General features: G+C 51.0%; 16 protein-coding genes. 3 read left to right on the top strand and 13 right to left on the bottom strand.

The annotated features are described in order from the left end of the window. Positions 1-186: 186 nt before the first annotated feature. The gene (locus BSPA111_RS05730) at positions 187-375 is read left to right on the top strand and encodes a YfgG family protein (protein ID WP_183270179.1); all 189 of its coding nucleotides are present in this window, start codon (positions 187-189) and stop codon (positions 373-375) included. A 76-nt stretch (positions 376-451) separates the two neighbouring features. Here the strand turns inward: BSPA111_RS05730 and BSPA111_RS05735 are convergent, their stop codons facing one another. Further along, on the bottom strand, positions 452-1363 hold the full coding sequence (locus BSPA111_RS05735; protein ID WP_183270180.1) for a LysR family transcriptional regulator: 912 nt from the start codon (positions 1361-1363) through the stop codon (positions 452-454). A gap of 101 nt (positions 1364-1464) precedes the next feature. On the opposite strand from BSPA111_RS05735, the gene BSPA111_RS05740 reads away from it, so the two are divergent. Next, entirely contained in the window at positions 1465-2574 is a 1110-nt protein-coding gene (locus BSPA111_RS05740) for an alkene reductase (RefSeq protein ID WP_183270181.1), read from the top strand. 72 nt (positions 2575-2646) lie between these two features. Here BSPA111_RS05740 and guaA read toward each other — a convergent pair whose 3' ends face one another. Together guaA and guaB are read right to left on the bottom strand one after the other, a co-directional pair. Beyond that, positions 2647-4224, bottom strand: a complete 1578-nt coding sequence (guaA, locus tag BSPA111_RS05745; protein ID WP_183270182.1) for a glutamine-hydrolyzing GMP synthase — start codon at positions 4222-4224, stop codon at positions 2647-2649. A 68-nt stretch (positions 4225-4292) separates the two neighbouring features. Continuing rightward, positions 4293-5759 (bottom strand): IMP dehydrogenase, encoded by a 1467-nt coding sequence (gene guaB, locus BSPA111_RS05750; protein ID WP_183270183.1) that lies wholly within the window; start codon positions 5757-5759, stop codon positions 4293-4295. A gap of 169 nt (positions 5760-5928) precedes the next feature. Here guaB and xseA point away from each other — a divergent pair, with 169 nt between their 5' ends. Next, the gene (gene xseA / locus BSPA111_RS05755; protein WP_183270184.1) at positions 5929-7311 is read left to right on the top strand and encodes an exodeoxyribonuclease VII large subunit; all 1383 of its coding nucleotides are present in this window, start codon (positions 5929-5931) and stop codon (positions 7309-7311) included. A gap of 3 nt (positions 7312-7314) precedes the next feature. On the opposite strand, the gene BSPA111_RS05760 is transcribed toward xseA, so the two are convergent. From BSPA111_RS05760 to pbpC, 10 genes are all read right to left on the bottom strand, one after another. Continuing rightward, positions 7315-7536 (bottom strand): zinc ribbon domain-containing protein, encoded by a 222-nt coding sequence (locus BSPA111_RS05760; RefSeq protein WP_183270185.1) that lies wholly within the window; start codon positions 7534-7536, stop codon positions 7315-7317. A gap of 50 nt (positions 7537-7586) precedes the next feature. Next, on the bottom strand, positions 7587-9092 hold the full coding sequence (gene der, locus BSPA111_RS05765) for a ribosome biogenesis GTPase Der (RefSeq protein WP_183270186.1): 1506 nt from the start codon (positions 9090-9092) through the stop codon (positions 7587-7589). A 122-nt stretch (positions 9093-9214) separates the two neighbouring features. After that, positions 9215-10396, bottom strand: coding sequence for an outer membrane protein assembly factor BamB (gene bamB, locus BSPA111_RS05770; RefSeq protein WP_183270187.1), 1182 nt, complete (start codon positions 10394-10396; stop codon positions 9215-9217). A 10-nt stretch (positions 10397-10406) separates the two neighbouring features. Further along, the gene (locus BSPA111_RS05775; protein WP_183270188.1) at positions 10407-11027 is read right to left on the bottom strand and encodes a YfgM family protein; all 621 of its coding nucleotides are present in this window, start codon (positions 11025-11027) and stop codon (positions 10407-10409) included. A gap of 36 nt (positions 11028-11063) precedes the next feature. Further along, a complete protein-coding gene (gene hisS, locus BSPA111_RS05780; protein WP_183270189.1) occupies positions 11064-12338 on the bottom strand; it encodes a histidine--tRNA ligase in 1275 nt (424 codons plus the stop codon). A gap of 117 nt (positions 12339-12455) precedes the next feature. Then, positions 12456-13577, bottom strand: a complete 1122-nt coding sequence (ispG, locus tag BSPA111_RS05785; RefSeq protein WP_183270190.1) for a flavodoxin-dependent (E)-4-hydroxy-3-methylbut-2-enyl-diphosphate synthase — start codon at positions 13575-13577, stop codon at positions 12456-12458. 37 nt (positions 13578-13614) lie between these two features. Continuing rightward, positions 13615-14625 (bottom strand): cytoskeleton protein RodZ, encoded by a 1011-nt coding sequence (rodZ, locus tag BSPA111_RS05790; protein WP_183270191.1) that lies wholly within the window; start codon positions 14623-14625, stop codon positions 13615-13617. A 439-nt stretch (positions 14626-15064) separates the two neighbouring features. Next, entirely contained in the window at positions 15065-16231 is a 1167-nt protein-coding gene (locus BSPA111_RS05795; protein ID WP_183270192.1) for a bifunctional tRNA (adenosine(37)-C2)-methyltransferase TrmG/ribosomal RNA large subunit methyltransferase RlmN, read from the bottom strand. Between the two features lie 234 nt (positions 16232-16465). Next, positions 16466-16897, bottom strand: a complete 432-nt coding sequence (gene ndk / locus BSPA111_RS05800; RefSeq protein ID WP_183270193.1) for a nucleoside-diphosphate kinase — start codon at positions 16895-16897, stop codon at positions 16466-16468. A gap of 225 nt (positions 16898-17122) precedes the next feature. Beyond that, positions 17123-19441 carry a peptidoglycan glycosyltransferase PbpC gene (pbpC, locus tag BSPA111_RS05805; RefSeq protein ID WP_183270194.1) on the bottom strand — a complete coding sequence of 773 codons (2319 nt, stop codon included), beginning with the start codon at positions 19439-19441 and terminating at the stop codon, positions 17123-17125. Positions 19442-19450 lie beyond the last annotated feature (9 nt).

Genomic DNA, 19450 nt, shown 5'->3' on the forward strand with positions numbered 1-19450 from the left:
TTAGTAAAGAAATTAAAATAAATACTGGGTATATATTAATCAACTAAAATTAAGAAATGTTTATATAACAAGGGTGAATGTTTCCGCGAGCAACTCTGAGATGTCCTGGAATTGACCTTCGGGCACCACTGTGTATAAATACCACCGTCGCCCGCGGTTGACGGGTAAACATCAAGGATCATTTGCGTGACACAGGTTACGAGTATGCGAAGACGACATAAGTTTAACAATCGTATGACCCGCATTATTCTGCTCATCAGTTTTCTCTTCCTTTTTGGCCGTTTTGTCTACTCTGCCATCGGTGCCTGGTACCATCATCAGGACAAAGTAGAAGCACAGCAAAGCAGTCTGTCAGTGGATAACACCAACCGGTAAATCCTTCTTTTAATTAAAATTAATAACACTGCCTTCCAGACGGTGAGATTTTTTACGCCTGAATTTCAGATACCCATTACTCATTTTCCAACCAACCGATGAAAAACTCGCTGAACATGGAAACCTGTAGCGGCTGAAAACGGCGCTGCGGATAAACAAACTGTAACCCCACCTGTTTTTTGTCATGGCGACTAAAACCAATAAAACTGTCTGCCAGCAGCACTTTTAGCCGCCCCTGTTCCACATCACGTTTGACGTCCCACCAGGATTTGCTGGCTATTCCCGCACCGGACAAAACCCATTGCCGCAACAACGCGCCATCATCACATACCATTGCTGGCGTCACGCGCACGCTTCGCTTTTCCCCATCACTCTCAAAGCGCCACTCATTCATCAACGTTCCCCTTCGTTCCATTATCAGGCAACGATGCGAAGCCAGATCATCCACGGAGTGTGGCTCGCCATGGGCAGCAAGGTAAGCAGGTGACGCCACCAAAACCCGATAGTTTTGCCTGATGACTTTCGTCACCAGATTGCTGTCCGGCAAATTGCCAAAGCGGATGCTCATATCCAGTCGTAAGGAAATCAAATCCACCACATCTTCGCTAAGGTATAGCGAGCTTTTTACTTCCGGATGCTGGCGGGAAAAATCGAGTAACGCCGGTGAGAGATACTGTCGCCCAAAATCAGAAGGGGCAGCAATGCGAAGAGTGCCGCTTAACACGCCCTCTTTTTGCATCAGCGTTGATTCCGCCTGCTCCATTTCCTCTAACACGCGAAGCGCGGCGTAGTAAAACCCCTCCCCGGCACGGGTTAACGCAATCGCTCGGGTGGAACGATTAAAAAAGCGCGTTTGATAACGTTCTTCCAATGCCTTCAGCCGCGCAGTCATGGTCGCGGGCGATAAGTTCATCCGTCGGCCTGCGGCCGCTAATCCCCCCGCTTCTGCCACCGCCACCAGCAATGCCATATCTTCCAGCTTACCCATTATTCTAATTTCCTGAATAGAGAATCAGATTTCAATGCCATTATCAAAACGACAAAGGCCCCGTAAAGTCAATGCATCGTTAACTATGTCGGAGTCGAAAAATGAAATCACGCCACCTGTTTGAGGCCACTCGCGTTGGGTCAATTGAAACCCGTAGCCGTATTGTCATGGCCCCCATGACACGCTCACGCTCCGCACAGCCGGGCAATATCCCGACCGCGATGATGGCGATGTATTATCAGCAACGTGCAAGTGCTGGGCTTATCATCACCGAAGCGACACAAATTTCTCCGCAGGGTCAGGGCTATTCCTGGACGCCAGGTATCCACTCGCCAGAGCAGATTCGCGGCTGGCGTCAGGTAACCGACGCGGTTCATCAGGTAAACGGAAAAATAATCTCGCAACTGTGGCACGTCGGGCGCATGTCCCATGAAAGTTTTCACGCTGACGGAAAGCCAGTTGCACCTTCAGCACTTTCACCGGATGCGCAAGTTTGGGTGGTGGGCAGTGATGGCGTTGGCCGAATGGTTAACAGCCCTGTTCCTCGCGAATTGACACATGACGATATTCGTCAGGTGGTTGCCGATTACCGCCAGGCGGCACTCAACGCTATTGATGCCGGTTTTGACGGCGTAGAAGTCCACGGCGGAAACGGCTATTTGATCGATCAGTTCCTGCGCCGCACCTCCAACCAGCGCACCGACGAATATGGTGGCAGCCTGACCAATCGCGTGCGCTTCGCACAAGAAGTGCTGGCAGCCATTAGTGATGCTATTGGTGCAGACAGAACGGGTATCCGCCTTGCCCCGTTTATTACTCAGCGTGGCATGGACGATCCGCAGGCCATTGAAGCGATTCTGAGCCTTGCTGCCTGGTGTGAACAAAAAGGTATTGCCTTCGTCCATCTGGCAGAAGCTGACTGGGATGATGCACCTCAGGTGCCGTATGAGTTTCGTGAAACGCTTCGCGCGACCTTCAGCGGGGCCATTATCGTCGCGGGGAATTATACCCAGGAGAAAGCGGAAGAGCTGCTGAGCGCAGGGGTTGTGGATTTGATTGCTTTCGGCCGTCCATTTATTGCCAACCCGGATTTCCCACGCCGTCTTGCGGAAAACCTACCGCTGGCACCTATCAGCAATCCAGCCGCCTTATTTGGTGGCAAAGAAGCTGGCTATACCGACTATCCCGCCTGGTCTTCAAGCGAGGTATAAATGACATAAAAAAACCCTCTGTAAAAACAGAGGGTTGATATTCAGTACAACGCGTTACTCGTTAATGGGAAATTATTCCCACTCGATAGTCGCTGGCGGTTTGCCAGAAATATCGTAAACCACGCGGGAAATGCCATTCACTTCGTTGATGATGCGGTTGGATACACGGCCAAGGAAATCGTAAGGCAGGTGTGCCCAATGTGCAGTCATAAAGTCGATGGTTTCCACAGCACGCAGTGAAACAACCCAATCGTATTTACGGCCATCACCCATCACGCCAACAGAACGCACCGGCAGGAACACAGTGAACGCTTGGCTGACTTTGTTGTAGAGATCTGCTTTATGCAGCTCTTCAATAAAGATGGCATCGGCACGGCGCAGCAGGTCGCAATACTCTTTCTTCACTTCGCCCAACACGCGCACACCAAGACCTGGCCCTGGGAACGGGTGACGGTACAGCATGTCGTATGGCAAGCCCAGTTCCAGACCGATTTTGCGCACTTCGTCTTTGAACAGCTCACGCAGTGGCTCAACCAGACCCATCTTCATCTCTTTCGGCAGGCCGCCCACGTTGTGGTGAGATTTGATGACGTGTGCTTTACCGGTAGCAGAGGCCGCAGATTCAATAACGTCAGGGTAAATAGTGCCCTGCGCCAGCCACTTCACGTCTTCAAGTTTCAGTGCTTCTTCATCGAAGACTTCAACAAACACGCGGCCGATGATTTTACGTTTCGCTTCTGGATCGTTCTCTCCCGCCAACGCGGACAGGAAACGCTCTTCGCCTTCAACGTGAACAATGTTCAGACCGAAGTGGTCACCAAACATATCCATAACTTGCTGAGCTTCGTTCAAACGCAACAGACCGTTATCCACGAAGACGCAGGTCAGACGATCGCCAATTGCACGGTGCAGCAGCATTGCGGTCACGGAAGAATCCACGCCACCGGACAGGCCAAGAATGACTTTGTCGTTGCCCACTTGTTCACGCAGACGAACAATCGCGTCTTCAATGATTTTTGCTGGTGTCCACAGCGCTTCGCAGCCGCAGATATCCAGTACAAAACGCTCCAGCAAACGCTGGCCCTGACGGGTATGGGTCACTTCCGGGTGGAACTGCACGCCATAAAAACGTTTTTCTTCGTTTGCCATAATAGCGAACGGACAGGTTTCGGTGCTGGCAACAGTAACGAAGTCAGAAGGGATCGCGGTGACTTTATCGCCGTGACTCATCCAGACATCCAACAGCGGTTTGCCATCGGCACTCAGTGAATCCTCAATGCCGCGAACCAGGGCGCTGTCGGTTTTGACTTCAACCTGCGCATAGCCAAACTCGCGCTCGGTAGAAGATTCTACGTGGCCGCCAAGCTGCATTGCCATGGTCTGCATGCCGTAGCACACACCAAATACTGGCACGCCTGCGGTAAAGACATATTCAGGTGCACGTGGGCTATTGTGCTCAGTCGTACTTTCCGGTCCACCAGAAAGAATGATACCGCTTGGATTAAATTCACGAATTTGTGCTTCAGTGACATCCCATGCCCACAGTTCACAGTAAACGCCTAGCTCACGTACGCGGCGCGCAACAAGTTGAGTGTACTGAGAACCGAAATCGAGGATAAGTATGCGATGTTTATGGATGTTTTCCGTCATTGACGCTTATTCCGAGGCAAGTGAAACAGGTAAAGAGAATCGCCCAACACAAAGTTGGGCGAGGAGAATCAGGAGCCCATACGGTAGTTCGGGGACTCTTTAGTAATCGTCACATCGTGGACGTGACTTTCCTGAATGCCCGCACCGCTGATGCGTACAAATTCCGCTTTAGTACGCAGTTCATTGATGGTACCACAGCCGGTCAGACCCATACAGGAACGCAGGCCGCCCATTTGCTGGTGAACGATCTCTTTCAGACGACCTTTGTAAGCCACACGGCCTTCGATACCTTCCGGTACCAGTTTGTCAGCGGCGTTGTCAGTCTGGAAGTAACGGTCTGAAGAACCTTTGGACATCGCGCCCAGAGAGCCCATACCGCGGTAGGATTTGAAAGAACGACCCTGGTAAAGTTCGATTTCCCCAGGAGATTCTTCAGTCCCTGCCAGCATACCGCCAACCATGACCGCAGATGCACCCGCAGCGATGGCTTTTGCGATATCACCTGAGAAGCGGATTCCGCCATCAGCGATAACAGTGATACCCGTACCTTCCAGCGCTTCAACAGCATCAGCAACGGCCGTAATTTGTGGAACGCCCACACCCGTTACGATACGAGTGGTACAGATAGAACCAGGACCGATACCAACTTTCACAGCGCTTACGCCAGCTTCAGCCAGCGCACGGGCGCCAGCGGCTGTTGCCACGTTACCGCCAATGATTTGCAGGTCAGGATATTTCGCGCGGGTATCGCGAATACGTTGCAGAACACCTTCGGAATGCCCATGAGAGGAGTCAATCAGTAAAACGTCGACACCAGCAGCGACCAGAGCGTCAATACGCTCTTCGTTGCCCGCACCTGCGCCTACTGCCGCCCCAACACGCAAACGTCCCTGCTCGTCTTTACAGGCGTTAGGTTTACGTTCAGCTTTCTGGAAGTCTTTTACGGTGATCATACCGCGCAGATGGAAGTTAGCGTCTACAACCAGCGCTTTCTCAACACGTTTTTCGTGCATTTTGGACAGCACAACATCACGCGCTTCGCCTTCTTTCACGGTAACCAGACGCTCTTTCGGAGTCATGTACACGCTAACAGGCTGGTTCAGGTCGGTCACAAAACGCACGTCACGACCGGTGATGATACCTACCAGTTCGTTTTCTTCGGTAACAACCGGGTAACCGGCGAAACCGTTACGGGCGGTAAGTTCTTTAACTTCGTGCAAAGTGGTCGTCGGCAATACGGTCTGTGGGTCAGTCACAACGCCACTTTCGTGTTTTTTCACGCGTTTGACTTCATCAGCCTGGCGCTCAATCGACATGTTTTTGTGAATGAAACCAAGTCCACCTTCCTGAGCCAATGCGATGGCCAGACGGGCTTCCGTTACGGTATCCATTGCTGCGGAGAGCATAGGGATATTCAAACGAATAGTTTTGGTCAGTTGGGTGCTGAGATCAGCCGTGTTAGGCAGAACTGTAGAGTGAGCTGGAACGAGGAGAACGTCATCAAACGTTAGTGCTTCTTTAGCGATTCGTAGCATGGCAATATCTCAACCTGGGGTGAATGAGAACAGATAAAATATTGCCGCGGCATTATACAGAGCGTAAGCGATTGCATCCACACTTTTTTCACAAAACACCTTGCCAAGTGCGATATGAAAGGTACTATCGACCGAATAACTTGCTGATTTAAAATTTGATCCAGGTCACATGCCAACGATAAATACCCCTTCAATTTTTACCGTCAGCCGTCTCAATCAGACGGTCCGCATGCTGCTGGAACAAGAAATGGGGCAAGTCTGGATCAGCGGTGAAATTTCCAACTTTACCCAACCTGCTTCCGGTCATTGGTACTTCACGCTCAAAGACGATACCGCACAAATTCGCGGCGCCATGTTTCGCAACAGCAATCGACGCGTCACCTTCCGCCCGCAACACGGGCAACAGGTTTTGGTGCGCGCCACTCTTACGCTGTATGAGCCGCGTGGTGATTACCAGATAATCGTTGAAAGTATGCAGCCTGCAGGTGAAGGGTTATTACAGCAGCAATACGAAGAACTGAAGCAGCGTCTCACCGAAGAAGGGTTGTTTGAGCAGATTCATAAACAACCGCTGCCGACGCCTGCGCACCAGGTCGGGGTGATTACCTCAAAAACCGGTGCCGCACTGCATGACATTCTGCATGTACTAAAACGTCGCGATCCTTCCCTGCCAGTCATCATATACCCAACTGCCGTGCAAGGTACTGATGCGCCGCTGCAAATCGTTCGCGCGATTGAACTGGCAAACCTGCGCAAAGAGTGTGATGTGCTGATTGTGGGGCGTGGCGGTGGTTCGCTGGAAGATTTATGGAGCTTTAACGATGAACGCGTTGCTCGCGCTATTTTCACGAGCCAAATTCCGGTAGTTAGCGCCGTAGGGCATGAAACTGACGTCACGATCGCCGATTTTGTGGCAGATGTTCGTGCACCGACCCCTTCGGCTGCCGCAGAGATTGTCAGCCGTAATCAGCTCGAATTACTGCGCCAGCTTCAGTCCCAGCAACAACGTATGGAAATGGCGATGGATTACTACCTCGCCCAGCGTTCGCAGCGCTTCACACGCCTGCATCATCGTTTACAGCAACAGCACCCGCAGTTGCGTTTAGCACGCCAACAAACCACGCTAGAGCGCTTACAGCAGCGTCTGAATATCGCAATGGATGCGAAACTGCGACGTACCTCGCAACAACAGCAACGTTTGATGCAGCGCTTAAATCAGCAACAACCGCAGCCACGTATTCACCGCGCCCAAACTCGTTTGCAACAGCTTGAATATCGTTTATCGCAGGTTGTGACTGCGCGGCTGAACAATACTCGTCAGCGATTTGGCACTGCTATCGCACAGCTTGAAGCAGTCAGCCCGCTGGCAACGCTTGCGCGTGGTTATAGCGTGACAACTGCAACCGACGGCAAAGTGCTGAAGAAGACAAAACAGGTACATTCCGGGGATACGCTAACGACGCGTCTGGAAGATGGTTGGGTGGAAAGCCAGGTCACCGGCATTACACCGGTGAAACCTAAACGCACGCGCAAAACAGCGGCGAAAAGCTAAAACTTAGTCAGCAACAGGCACGAATTCGACGCGTTTTTTCGAAATCAATCCGTGGCCGTTCTGGCAGAAATAGTCAACGGCACCGCACGCTTTTAAAACTTCCAGCGGCTTGTGGCAATCCGGGCAGCGGGCTTCAATATTGAAGTCCTTTTTGCAGCTTTCGCAATGTGCACCGTTGTCAGTTGCTACCAGCGGTTTAGCGCAAATTGGGCAATTGAGTTCCATAATCTCTCCTCAAAACAAAATAAAACGGGAGCATTTCGCTCCCGTATCAATTATTTGCTTTTCTTGATGTGCTTGATCAAACGCTTACGTTTACGCATCTGGTTCGGCGTCAGGGTGTTACGTTTGTTGGCAAACGGGTTCTCCCCTTCTTTGAACTGAATACGGATTGGCGTACCCATCACATCCAGCGATTTGCGGAAGTAGTTCATCAAGTAACGCTTGTAGGAGTCCGGCAGGTCTTTAACCTGGTTGCCGTGAATCACTACGATTGGCGGGTTATAACCACCGGCGTGAGCATATTTCAGCTTAACACGACGACCACGAACCAACGGTGGCTGGTGATCTTCCGCAGCCATGGTCATGATACGAGTCAGCAACGCAGTGCTTACGCGGCGCGTGGAGCTATCATAAGCTTCACGAACAGATTCGAACAAGTTACCCACGCCACTGCCGTGCAACGCAGAAATAAAGTGCACGCGAGCAAAGTCGATAAAGCCAAGACGGTAGTCCAGGGTCTCTTTAACTTGCTCTCTGACTTCGTTGCTCAGGCCATCCCACTTGTTGACCACAATCACCAGTGAGCGCCCACTATTCAGGATAAAGCCAAGCAGAGACAGATCCTGATCGGAGATACCTTCGCGAGCATCAATAACCAGCATGACAACGTTAGCATCTTCGATCGCTTGCAGGGTTTTGATTACCGAGAATTTTTCAACGGTTTCAGTGATTTTGCCGCGCTTACGCACACCAGCGGTGTCGATGAGAATGTATTCACGCTCATCACGTTCCATTGGGATATAGATGCTGTCACGCGTCGTTCCTGGCATGTCGTAAACCACAACACGGTCTTCGCCAAGAATACGGTTGGTGAGCGTTGACTTACCTACGTTCGGGCGACCGACAATGGCCAATTTGATTGGCAAATCCTGAGGATTAAATGCTTCCTCTTCCTCTTCTTCTTCCGCTTCTTCTTCGTCTGACACAATGCCATTCTTAGCATTGAATGCCGCCCAATAGGCTGCATCTTCGTCGATTTCTTCTTCCGGCTCGCGCGGATTTGTTTCGTCGATGAATGGGATCAGCACGTGCTCCAACAGGGTTGTTACACCGCGGCCGTGAGAGGCTGCGATCGGGTGAATTTCACCTAATCCCAAAGAGTAGAAATCGATAACCGCCTGGTCTGGATCCATACCGTCAGTTTTGTTCGCCACCAGGAAGGTAGGCTTCTGACGAGAACGCAGATGTTTGGCAATGGCTTCATCGGCAGGCATCAAGCCCGCACGTGCATCCACCATAAACAGCACCACATCAGCTTCTTCAATCGCTAACAGCGATTGTGCAGCCATATGCGTTTCAACGCCGTCTTCGGTGCCATCAATACCGCCGGTATCGATGGCAATAAATTCGCGACCTTCCACTTCAGCACGACCATACTTGCGGTCGCGAGTCAGCCCCGGGAAATCCGCGACCAGCGCATCTCGGGTACGCGTCAAGCGGTTAAACAACGTGGATTTTCCGACATTAGGGCGCCCGACAAGCGCAACCACAGGTACCATGATAAAAGCCTCATTACTCAAAATTCATCATAAAACGACGTCAAATCACATCGTTTCTAAAAACAGGAAACGGCTCCCGGACTACGGGAACCGTTTCGCTCATGCTATTACGTCAGGTAAGTTTAACGCTTGATAGCGTACAACGTACCATCTTTCGCCTGAATCAACAGCTTGTCACTTGCAACAACTGGCTCAGTCTGGAACCCAGAGCTGTCCACTTTCTGTTGGGCAACAAAGCGACCGTCATCAGCATTAATCCAATGCATGTAACCTTCAGCGTCACCAACAACCAGATAGCCGTTGTACAATACAGGTGAAGTCAGATTACGGTGCAGCAGATCACTTTGGGTCCACAGTGTAACGCCGCCATCCGCATTCAGGGCAATCACGCGGTCATTTTGGTCGACGAGGAAAATACGGTTCGCATCAACAATGAAGTCGTTTACTGAACCCAATTCACGTTTCCACATCACCTGACCTGAACGTAAGTCCAGTGCGGTCAGGTTGCCATTATATGCCAGCGCATAGACCACACCGTTAACAATAACAGGGGTCGTATCAACATCGCTCAGACGGTCAATTTCAGTCGCACCGGTTGCCTGAGAGATACGCTGTTGCCAAATCAGCTGACCTTGCTTCATCAAAACTGCGCTTACGCGTCCGTTATCACCGCCAACAATTGCGGCACCAAACGCGACTGCAGGTGCTGATTCACCGCGCAGAGAAAGTGCTGGCATATCAAGGTTTACAGTCCATTTAACAGCACCGTCTGCCTCATCAAATGCCTGAAGCTGACCATTGCTGGTGTGAACCAGAACTAAACCTTCGCTGACCACTGGGCGAGAAAGTACTTCGCCTGCAGCCTTGCTTTGCCATGCAATACTACCATCAGAGGTGTTAAGCGCATAAACCTGAGCTTTTTCACTACCAACGTAAAGATGTGCACCTTCAACCGTTACGCCGCCAGAAAGCAGTGCGGGCAGGTTGCTGGAATAAAAATTCGTCTTTTCAGAAAGGTCGATAGACCAGACTTCTTTACCGTCGTCCGCGTTAACGGCTTTTACGGTACCACGGCGATCGGCGGCATAAATGTTGCCGTCTTGCCATGCTGGATGCAAATTGGAATAGAAATCACCAATTCCGCTACCAACAGAAGTACTCCATGATTTTTCAGGTTCAAATTGGTTTTCAACTGTCGGCAGTGGAGACATCTTAACCACATCTTCTTCACCGCTAAACAGTGAACAACCGCTGAGCAGCGTCAGAGAAATCAGCCCTGGTACAAGTAGTTTACGCAATTGCATCCGGTCCCTCTTAGCTCGACAAATTATTAATTTTCATCTGCATCATTTCGCGCAGGGCTGGAGAAGCGTCGGTCTGTGAGCCTTTGCTCCACGCATCGCGTGCACCTTGCTTATCCCCTTTGCTGAGCAGCGCTTCACCGCGCAAATCAGCGATAATCGCTACCCAACCTTCACCTTTAACACTGTCGAGCGTTTTCAGCGCAGCATCAATTTGCTTTTGTTGGATTTGAACTCGTGCCAGACGTACATTGATCAGCGCCTGCAAATTTTCGTCGCTGGTGCTGCTCAGACCCTGCTGCAATTGAGCAGCTGCTTTCGCGAGGTCGTTGTTATCTGCGTACTTCTGCGCAATTTCCAGTGATGCCAGTGCGCCGTAAGTATTTTTAGTACTAGCTGCGAATTTTTCTGCTGCACTCAACGTGGCAGGTTGATCAGCACGCACCGCTTGAGTGACGGTTTGATACTCAAGAGAAGAAGCCATTGAGCTTTCAGCCTGATGGCTGTTCCAGTAACGCCAGCCAACCAGTGCGCCAATACCCAGAACAACACCCACTACCAGCGCTTTGCCGTTTTCGGCAAAGAAGCGTTTTACCGCATCAACCTGTTCGTTATCGTTTTCGTAAATTTCCACGCAGTCCTTCTCCTTAACGATTAAACACTGGGGAAATTAACCCAGTAGCGCCTGCAAATGAGCGACCGCGTTTGCTTGTTCAACGGTAGTTTGCTCACCTGTGCGCAGATCCTTAACGACGACCTGACCATTAGCCACTTCAGTTTCGCCCAGCACCAGTGCAGCACGCGCACCCCACTTATCTGCACGGACGAACTGTTTCTTGAAGTTACCACCGCCATAGTTAGTCATCAGCTTGATAGCTGGGACCTGATCACGTAATTGCTCGGCCAACAGCATTGCCGCAGCCTGCGTTCCCTGACCTGACGATATCAGGTAAATATCGACAACAGATTCTGCTTTAAATTCCGGATTAATAGCCTGAACCAGTAAAACAAGACGTTCCAGACCCATCGCAAAACCAACTGCTGGCGCTGCACGGCCACCAAGTTGCTCGACTAAACCATCGTAACGGCCGCCGGCACAAACGGTTCCTTGAGAGCCCAGACTGCTTGTAACCCACTCGAAAACGGTGCGGTTGTAGTAATCCAGACCTCGCACCAGGCGCTGATTCACGGTATACGCGATACCGGCAGCGTCAAGGTACTGGCACAGACCCGCGAAATGTTCACGAGACTCTTCATCCAGATAATCACCAAGTGTTGGTGCGTCATCCAGCAATGCCTGGACGTCTGGATTTTTTGAGTCCAGTACGCGTAACGGGTTGCTGTACATGCGACGCTGGCAATCTTCGTCAAGTTTCTCTTTATGCTGTTCAAGGAACGCAACGAGCGCATCACGATAGTTAGCACGCGCTTCAAGAGAGCCTATCGAGTTCAGTTCCAGACTGACGTGCTGGTCGATACCCAAGGCACGCCACCAGCGAGCAGTCAGCATAATCAGTTCAGCGTCAATGTCTGGCCCTTGCAGACCAAAGACTTCAACACCCAACTGATTGAACTGGCGATAGCGCCCTTTTTGCGGACGCTCATGGCGGAACATCGGCCCGATGTACCACAAGCGCTGTTCCTGATTGTACAGAAGACCATGTTCGATACCGGCACGCACGCAGCCCGCGGTGCCTTCAGGACGCAAAGTCAGGCTATCGCCGTTGCGGTCCTCAAAGGTATACATCTCTTTTTCAACCACGTCGGTCACTTCACCGATGGCGCGTTTGAATAACGGGGTCTGCTCTACAATCGGCAAACGGATTTCGCTGTAACCGTAGCTGCCGAGCACCTGTTTCAGAATGCCTTCAATGCGCTGCCAAATGGCGGTTTCGCCAGGCAGGTAATCGTTCATGCCGCGGATGGCTTGAATGTTTTTTGCCACGTTTATTCTCTACCGAATTTATACAAAAAATGAACCCGAAATCAGACTGTTTGCTATCGCAAAACGTCTGGCGGGTTCAATCATACACGGGAAGCCGAATGCTTCCCATGTTTCGCACTATTTTTCCAACTGCTGGATACTAATCCGCTGTGATTCATCAAGCATGGAGGCCTTGGCACGAATACGCGCTTCAAGCTGCGCAATCATATTTTCGTTATCCATTCGCTCGCGTTGACGCACACCATCTTCATAGAAACCGCTTTTCTTGTTGCCACCTGTGACACCCAAGGTGGAAACCAGTGCTTCACCCGGCCCGTTCACCACACAGCCGATGATCGAAACATCCATTGGCGTGATGATATCTTCAAGGCGCTCTTCAAGTGCGTTCACTGTCCCGATAACATCGAATTCCTGGCGCGAACATGTTGGGCAGGCGATGAAGTTAATACCGCGAGCACGGATGCGCAAAGATTTCAGGATGTCGAAACCAACCTTGATCTCTTCTACTGGATCGGCCGCCAGTGATACGCGCAGCGTGTCACCAATGCCTTCGGAAAGCAGTAAACCCAGGCCAATTGCTGATTTCACCGAACCACTACGCATGCCACCCGCTTCGGTGATCCCAAGATGCAGAGGTTGATCAATCTGCTTGGCCAGTAGACGGTAGGATTCAACAGCCAGGAAAACATCCGACGCTTTAACGCTGACTTTGAATTGATCAAAGTTAAGACGATCAAGATGATCCACATGTCGCATTGCCGACTCTAACAGCGCCTGAGGCGTTGGCTCGCCATACTTCTCCTGGAGATCTTTTTCCAGCGATCCGGCATTAACGCCAATACGAATGGGGATATTTTTGTCGCGGGCGCAATCGACAACGGTACGGATGCGCTCTTCGTTACCGATGTTGCCTGGGTTGATGCGCAGACAATCGACGCCATACTCAGCCACTTTTAGGGCGATACGGTAGTCAAAATGGATATCAGCGACCAACGGGACATTGACCTGCTGTTTAATAAGCTTGAACGCTTCTGCCGCATCCATAGTCGGCACAGATATACGAACGATATCTGCACCCACTCTTTCTAATGCTCTGATCTGATTAACAGTAGCTTCAACATCCGTAGTACGGGTGTTGGTCATTGACTGGACGGCGATCGGTGCCCCGTCGCCGATTGGCACATTCCCGACGTAGATCCGTTTGGATTTTCTACGTTGAATTGGGGCTTCATTATGCATTACAAATCTCCACAATTACGCGTCATGCTGGCTGCAATTATTCAGCACTTACCGTCAGACGTGCAACCTGGCTAGTTCTGATAAAACGACTCAGGTCGACAGGTTTACCCTGGAACTGAATCTGTACTGCCGCCGGAGCACCAATTTTCAACTTATACGGTGCCTGACCGGCTAAATTCAAATTGCCATCTTTACGTTGCATGCCGCTGAACAGTTTTTTACCCGTCGCATCGGTCACTTCAAGCCAGCAATCGGCATTAAAGTTCATCACTAATGCATTCGGATCAGCCGTCGCCGTTGCAGGTGTAGTCACAGCGGCTTGATCGGTAGGTAAAGTAGCATTCGGCGCAGGCGGTGTTGTGGCCTGCACATTTTCTGCAGGTGCCTGGCTTGGTGACACTACAGCGGAAGAATCCGCTGGAGTGGTTTGCTGAGCCGTTGCTGCCGGGGCCAGATTTTGTGTTGAATCAGTCGTAGGTGCAGATTGCGTCGCAGGCGCCTGCACAGGCTGCTGGGCTGAAGTATCAGCTGCGGATGAATCACTGGTATTCAATGGAACTGATTGAGAATTGCTATTACTCGCTGAAAGCTCAGCTGAGGATTGATCTGCCATCGTCGAAATTTCTTCCTGCTGCGCCTTGTGGTTCTGCCACCACCATGCGCCCGTCAGACCGACAACAACAAACAGAACAAGCCATGTAAAGGTCATTAACCAACCGTCACGTTTCTTACGACGTTTCCCCAGGGAAAAACTTTGCATTGGGGCAACTTTGGCAGCCTTAATCGGTGCCTGTTTTGCCATCATTGGCAACAGTTCTTCTTCAGGGATACGCACCAGTCGTGCATAAGAGCGGATATAACCACGCAGGAACGTTGACGCTAAGTCGGCAGGCGCCTTGTCATCTTCAATATCCCGGACGGTAGAAACCTTCAAGCACAGGCGTTCTGCCACAGCTTGTTGGCTAAGACCGAGTTCTTCACGCGCTGTACGTAGACGTTCGCCCGTGGTTTTTGCTGCATTTGATTCGTGAGTGGCTTCAGTATTCATTAGCTACAACTGCTGGTGCTGTTCGATTGAGGAATTAGGCAGGAGCCTTGTCGCACAGCCTTTCCGCTACGCCACACTCTCCCGCTCCGCGAAACTAATTTTTCTTCTGAAGGGCACCCCTCCAGACAACATAATATTCAGCTCAAACTACATATTCACATAAAACAACCGCTTTACATGAACGCTTCATCACCGATGAGTTAACCATAGACATCATTTTGAATGTTGTCAGTGGATTGCGACCCACAATGGTTAAATAGCTGCGCCTAAACTATTGTTGTACCGCTACATACTGCCTTAAAGCGCAGTGAAACGCACCGTAATTATTAATCTTAAAGACACTTGCTAAACTTGCATAACTGCAAGATATAACTACGTGTTTTTTGCGCCATACAGCCACATGACTGCATGGCGCTAGTCTGATAAAAATGAATGCTTATCAGACTGCTTTAACATCAATAGGTTCACCTTGCATACGTTTACGTAACGTACGTTTGGTTCGGTCGATAACTTCACCTGCCAACTGTCCGCACGCCGCATCAATATCATCGCCACGTGTTTTACGCACAATGGTAGTGAAGCCGTAGCTCATCAGTACTTTTGAGAAACGGTCAATTCGGCTATTGGAACTACGACCATATGGCGCACCCGGGAACGGGTTCCATGGGATCAGGTTAATTTTACATGGCGTATCTTTAAGGCATTCAGCCAGTTGATGCGCATGTTCAGTACCATCGTTGACATGATCAAGCAGAACGTATTCCACAGTGACACGGCCCTGGTTTGCGTTGGATTTCTCCAGATAGCGGCGCACCGCGGCCAGGAAAGTCTCGATGTTGTACTTTTTGTTGATCGGCATGATTTCGTCACGAATATCATCGGTCGGAGCATGCAAAGAGATGGCAAGTGCCACATCAATCATGTCGCCCAATTTATCCAGCGCGGGAACCACACCCGATGTGGAAAGCGTTACGCGACGTTTAGAAAGCCCAAAACCGAAATCATCAAGCATGATTTCCATTGCTGGAACCACGTTGTTGAGGTTCAGTAGCGGCTCCCCCATACCCATCATCACCACGTTGGTGATAGGACGTACGCCGGTTTTCTTTTGCGCACCGATAATTTTAGCCGCACGCCACACCTGGCCAATAATTTCAGAAACACGCAGGTTACGGTTAAAACCTTGCTGAGCTGTTGAGCAGAACTTACATTCCAGAGCACAACCAACCTGAGAGGAGACACACAATGTGGCGCGGTCTTCTTCAGGGATATATACCGTTTCGACCAGCTGATCGGCGATTCTGATTGCCCATTTGATGGTGCCATCGGCAGAGCGTTGCTCTTCAGCAACTTCAGGTGCGCGAATTTCAGCGACTTCTTTGAGTTTGTTGCGCAGAACTTTGTTGATGTCGGTCATTTCATCGAAGTCATCACTGCAATAGTGATACATCCATTTCATGACTTGATCAGCACGGAAAGGTTTTTCGCCCATATCAGCGAAGAACTCTCGCAGTTGCTGGCGGTTAAGATCCAACAGGTTAATTTTTTCTGACTTGTTGGTAACGACTGAAACAGGTGTCTCAGGAGTGACAATTTGCTCTGACATAATTTCTTCCGGCCTCGTTGTTACACGTTACGGCCCCAGGAGGGTTAAAAAGATACGCCCCGGAGAGCAAGCTCATCCGGGGCGTAGCATTGTACAAACTCTATGGCACAGATGCCATGTCTGATAGCGATGTACATACAAATAAAATGTAACGGCCGCTTAACAGATAGTGCTAATGCCCACATCTATTTGGTTTGAAGGTATTTCTGCCCGCCAACCAACCAGAAAGGATCATTAGCGAGTGCGTGGGCAAACTTCACCTTCAGCGAAGAAATAGGCGATTTCGCGAGCAGCTGATTCTAAAGAATCAGAGCCGTGGGTGCCGTTTTCGGTGAAGCTATCCGCGTAGTCTGCACGCAGAGTACCCGCCAGAGCGTTAGCTGGGTTAGTTGCGCCCAGAATGTCACGGTGACGCTGAACAGCATTTTCACCTTCCAGAACGCTCACAACGATTGGACCGGAAGTCATAAACTCAACCAGGCCGTCGAAGAATGGTTTGCCTTCGTGCTCAGCATAGAAACCCTGTGCCTGTGCAGAAGTCAGGTGCAACATTTTTGCGCCAACAATCTTAAACCCTGCGGATTCAAAACGAGCATAAATATTACCAATAACGTTTTTTGCCACCGCGTTTGGTTTGATGATGGAAAAAGTACGTTCAATAGCCATGATTACCTCTGTGTCTGTTCTGTTTGCCCGGTCCCATCATTACTCATGCAACTGGAGCGTTAGCTGCCTGCTGCGGGAAGTATTTAAGGGATACCCGGTTATGATTTGGCGCCGATTATAATGAGCAAGTCTCGAGTTGCCTATGGATGCAGGTAACATTTTTTTAAAATAAAGCGAACATCGGCAACACTTTTCACCTAAACGCCTAAAAATCACACTACGGCACTACTGCAAAGTGAAATGAGCAGCAGCAATCTGCCCGGCTTCATCAAGCACCAATACTTGATACTTTCCCGGTTTATCCAGATTTAGCGCGATCCCGTTTTGCTTTTCACTCATCGGCTCACCGTTCAAAAACCACCAGCGATCACCTTGCCCACCCTGCGTGCTAAGACGAAGCGCTAAGCTTAATTCGCCAGGCAGACGCTTCAAAATAGCGCCCTCACGTACCCCTAACAATAATAAAGGCGTAACTTCATCTTTCTGCTGCGGTGGACATTGTTCCGAAACCGCTGGCAATCGAGCGGCTCTTCTCTCACTGACGGGCAACCAGGGCTCAAGTGGCAGCGGCCACAAAGAAATAATATGTTGTGTCGCATTTGGGCAATCCGCCGCCACACGCTTCCCTTGCTCGTCCAGCCAGACCACCTTTCTTGATCCCTGAACGCCTTCTTGTCCCTGCGCATCAAGCGTTGGCGGTTGGCTATCATCCAGTAACCAGCCCGATAACCTGCGTCGGCAATTACTGTCTCCCAGGGCAAGAGTTTGCCCTCCTGGCCAGCAAATCTCGCCCGCAGAAACCGTTGCCGGGCGCGGGTCAACAGGCAGGCGAGCCTGCTGAACGGCGGAAGTGGCTTGCAGCATATTATTGACCTGGTTTAACAGCGGCACGGCGCTACCTAAACCAAACTGCCCAGCAACCGGCGTGCTATCAGGGCGTCCAGTCCAGATACCAATGAGATAGCGGGGATTTATCCCGATAGCCCACGCATCGCGATAGCCATAGCTGGTACCCGTTTTCCATGCCAAAGGGACTACAGCGGGTAACGTCGCATCCGGTTGCGGCTGTGCCTCACCCGCCAGTACCCGACGAATAATCCAGGCAGCTCCCGCAGACATCAATGGCCGCTCCAGCAATGGTTGCTCTGGCTGTAAACGCAAATGAGCCGCCCGCCCATGGCGAGCGAATGCGCTATAAGCGGCAACTAACTGATCCAGGCGCGCCCCGCCGCCTCCAAGAATGAGCGAAAGATTAGGCTCGCTGTTTGCAGGAAAACGCAGATCCAAACCCACGTTACGCAGTTGTGCAGCAAAGCGTTTTGGCCCATACGCTTCAAGCACTTGCACCGCAGGGAGATTGAGCGAACGAACCAGTGCTTCACTCATACTGACCGGGCCATGAAAACCCGTGTCGAAATTTCCCGGACGGTAATCACCGAAGCGGCGTGGCACATCCTGTAATAACGAGGTGGGATGAATCAACCCATCATCCAGCGCCAGGCCATAGACAAAAGGTTTAAGCACCGAGCCTGGTGACCGAATTGCCGTGACCATATCAACATGGCCGAAACGACTTTGATCATTAATATCGGCCGAACCGACCCAACCGCGCACTTCCATGGTGGTGTGATCGACGACCAACATCGCCAATGATGAACGTGCCGGAAGTTGAGCTTTCCAGTTCAACGCCAGTTCTTCCAGTTGGCGCTGTAACGGTGCATCGATAGTGGTAGTTATTTTCTGAGCGCCGCTGCGATTTACCAGATAACGTGAAAGCAACGGAGCTAATTGCGGCATCTGGCGTGTAGTTAGCCAAACGGGTTCTTCGAGAGATTCTTTAACCTGTTGCGGTTCCCAGACAGCTTGCTCGGCCATGCGAAGCAGCACTTTGTCACGCGCAGCTTGTGCCCGCTCAGGCCAGCGGTCTGGACGCAGGCGGCTAGGCGCCTGCGGGAGTACAGCCAATAAAGCCGCTTCCGCATAACTAAGATGCTCAGGAGATTTTCCCAGGTAGACCCAACTGGCCGCGCCCACTCCCTGTAACGTGCCGCCAAAGGGTGCGCGATTCAAATAAAGGGTGAGAATTTGCTCTTTCGAAAGATGCCACTCAAGTTGCAGAGCCCGCCACACCTGGCGGATTTTTCCGCCAAATGTTCGGGGGTGGGGATCCAACAAGCGAGCCACTTGCATCGTCAATGTACTGCCACCTGAAACCACTTTTCCACTCAGAAGATCCTGGCCGGCTGCACGTAATATCGAAAGAGGGTTAATACCTGGGTGTTCCCAAAACCAGCGATCTTCATAGTTGATCAGGGCTTCGAGATAACGGGGTGAAACATCATTAAGCGTGACCGGATAGCGCCAGATGCCGTTCTCGTCAGCAAAACGCCACAGGGGGGTGCCATCTGCTGCAACCACGACACGTGCAGGATTCGCCTGAGATAGTGGCAGCGGCCAAAGCCGGTCTGCCAGCAAAATCCCCAGACAAAAAATGAGAGGCGCCACGATGAAAAAGTAGCGCCGCCAGCGTAGAGGCTGTCGCACTTGACGATG

Source organism: Buttiauxella sp. A111 (assembly GCF_014189855.1).
Taxonomy (GTDB): domain Bacteria; phylum Pseudomonadota; class Gammaproteobacteria; order Enterobacterales; family Enterobacteriaceae; genus Buttiauxella; species Buttiauxella selenatireducens.

Coding starts and splice junctions, on each gene's coding strand:
- BSPA111_RS05735 (WP_183270180.1), bottom strand. CDS start 1,363: ATGGGTAAGCTGGAAGATATGGCATTGCTGGTGGCGGTGGCAGAAGCG.
- BSPA111_RS05740 (WP_183270181.1), top strand. CDS start 1,465: ATGAAATCACGCCACCTGTTTGAGGCCACTCGCGTTGGGTCAATTGAA.
- guaA (WP_183270182.1), bottom strand. CDS start 4,224: ATGACGGAAAACATCCATAAACATCGCATACTTATCCTCGATTTCGGT.
- guaB (WP_183270183.1), bottom strand. CDS start 5,759: ATGCTACGAATCGCTAAAGAAGCACTAACGTTTGATGACGTTCTCCTC.
- xseA (WP_183270184.1), top strand. CDS start 5,929: ATGCCAACGATAAATACCCCTTCAATTTTTACCGTCAGCCGTCTCAAT.
- BSPA111_RS05760 (WP_183270185.1), bottom strand. CDS start 7,536: ATGGAACTCAATTGCCCAATTTGCGCTAAACCGCTGGTAGCAACTGAC.
- der (WP_183270186.1), bottom strand. CDS start 9,092: ATGGTACCTGTGGTTGCGCTTGTCGGGCGCCCTAATGTCGGAAAATCC.
- bamB (WP_183270187.1), bottom strand. CDS start 10,396: ATGCAATTGCGTAAACTACTTGTACCAGGGCTGATTTCTCTGACGCTG.
- ispG (WP_183270190.1), bottom strand. CDS start 13,577: ATGCATAATGAAGCCCCAATTCAACGTAGAAAATCCAAACGGATCTAC.
- rodZ (WP_183270191.1), bottom strand. CDS start 14,625: ATGAATACTGAAGCCACTCACGAATCAAATGCAGCAAAAACCACGGGC.
- BSPA111_RS05795 (WP_183270192.1), bottom strand. CDS start 16,231: ATGTCAGAGCAAATTGTCACTCCTGAGACACCTGTTTCAGTCGTTACC.
- ndk (WP_183270193.1), bottom strand. CDS start 16,897: ATGGCTATTGAACGTACTTTTTCCATCATCAAACCAAACGCGGTGGCA.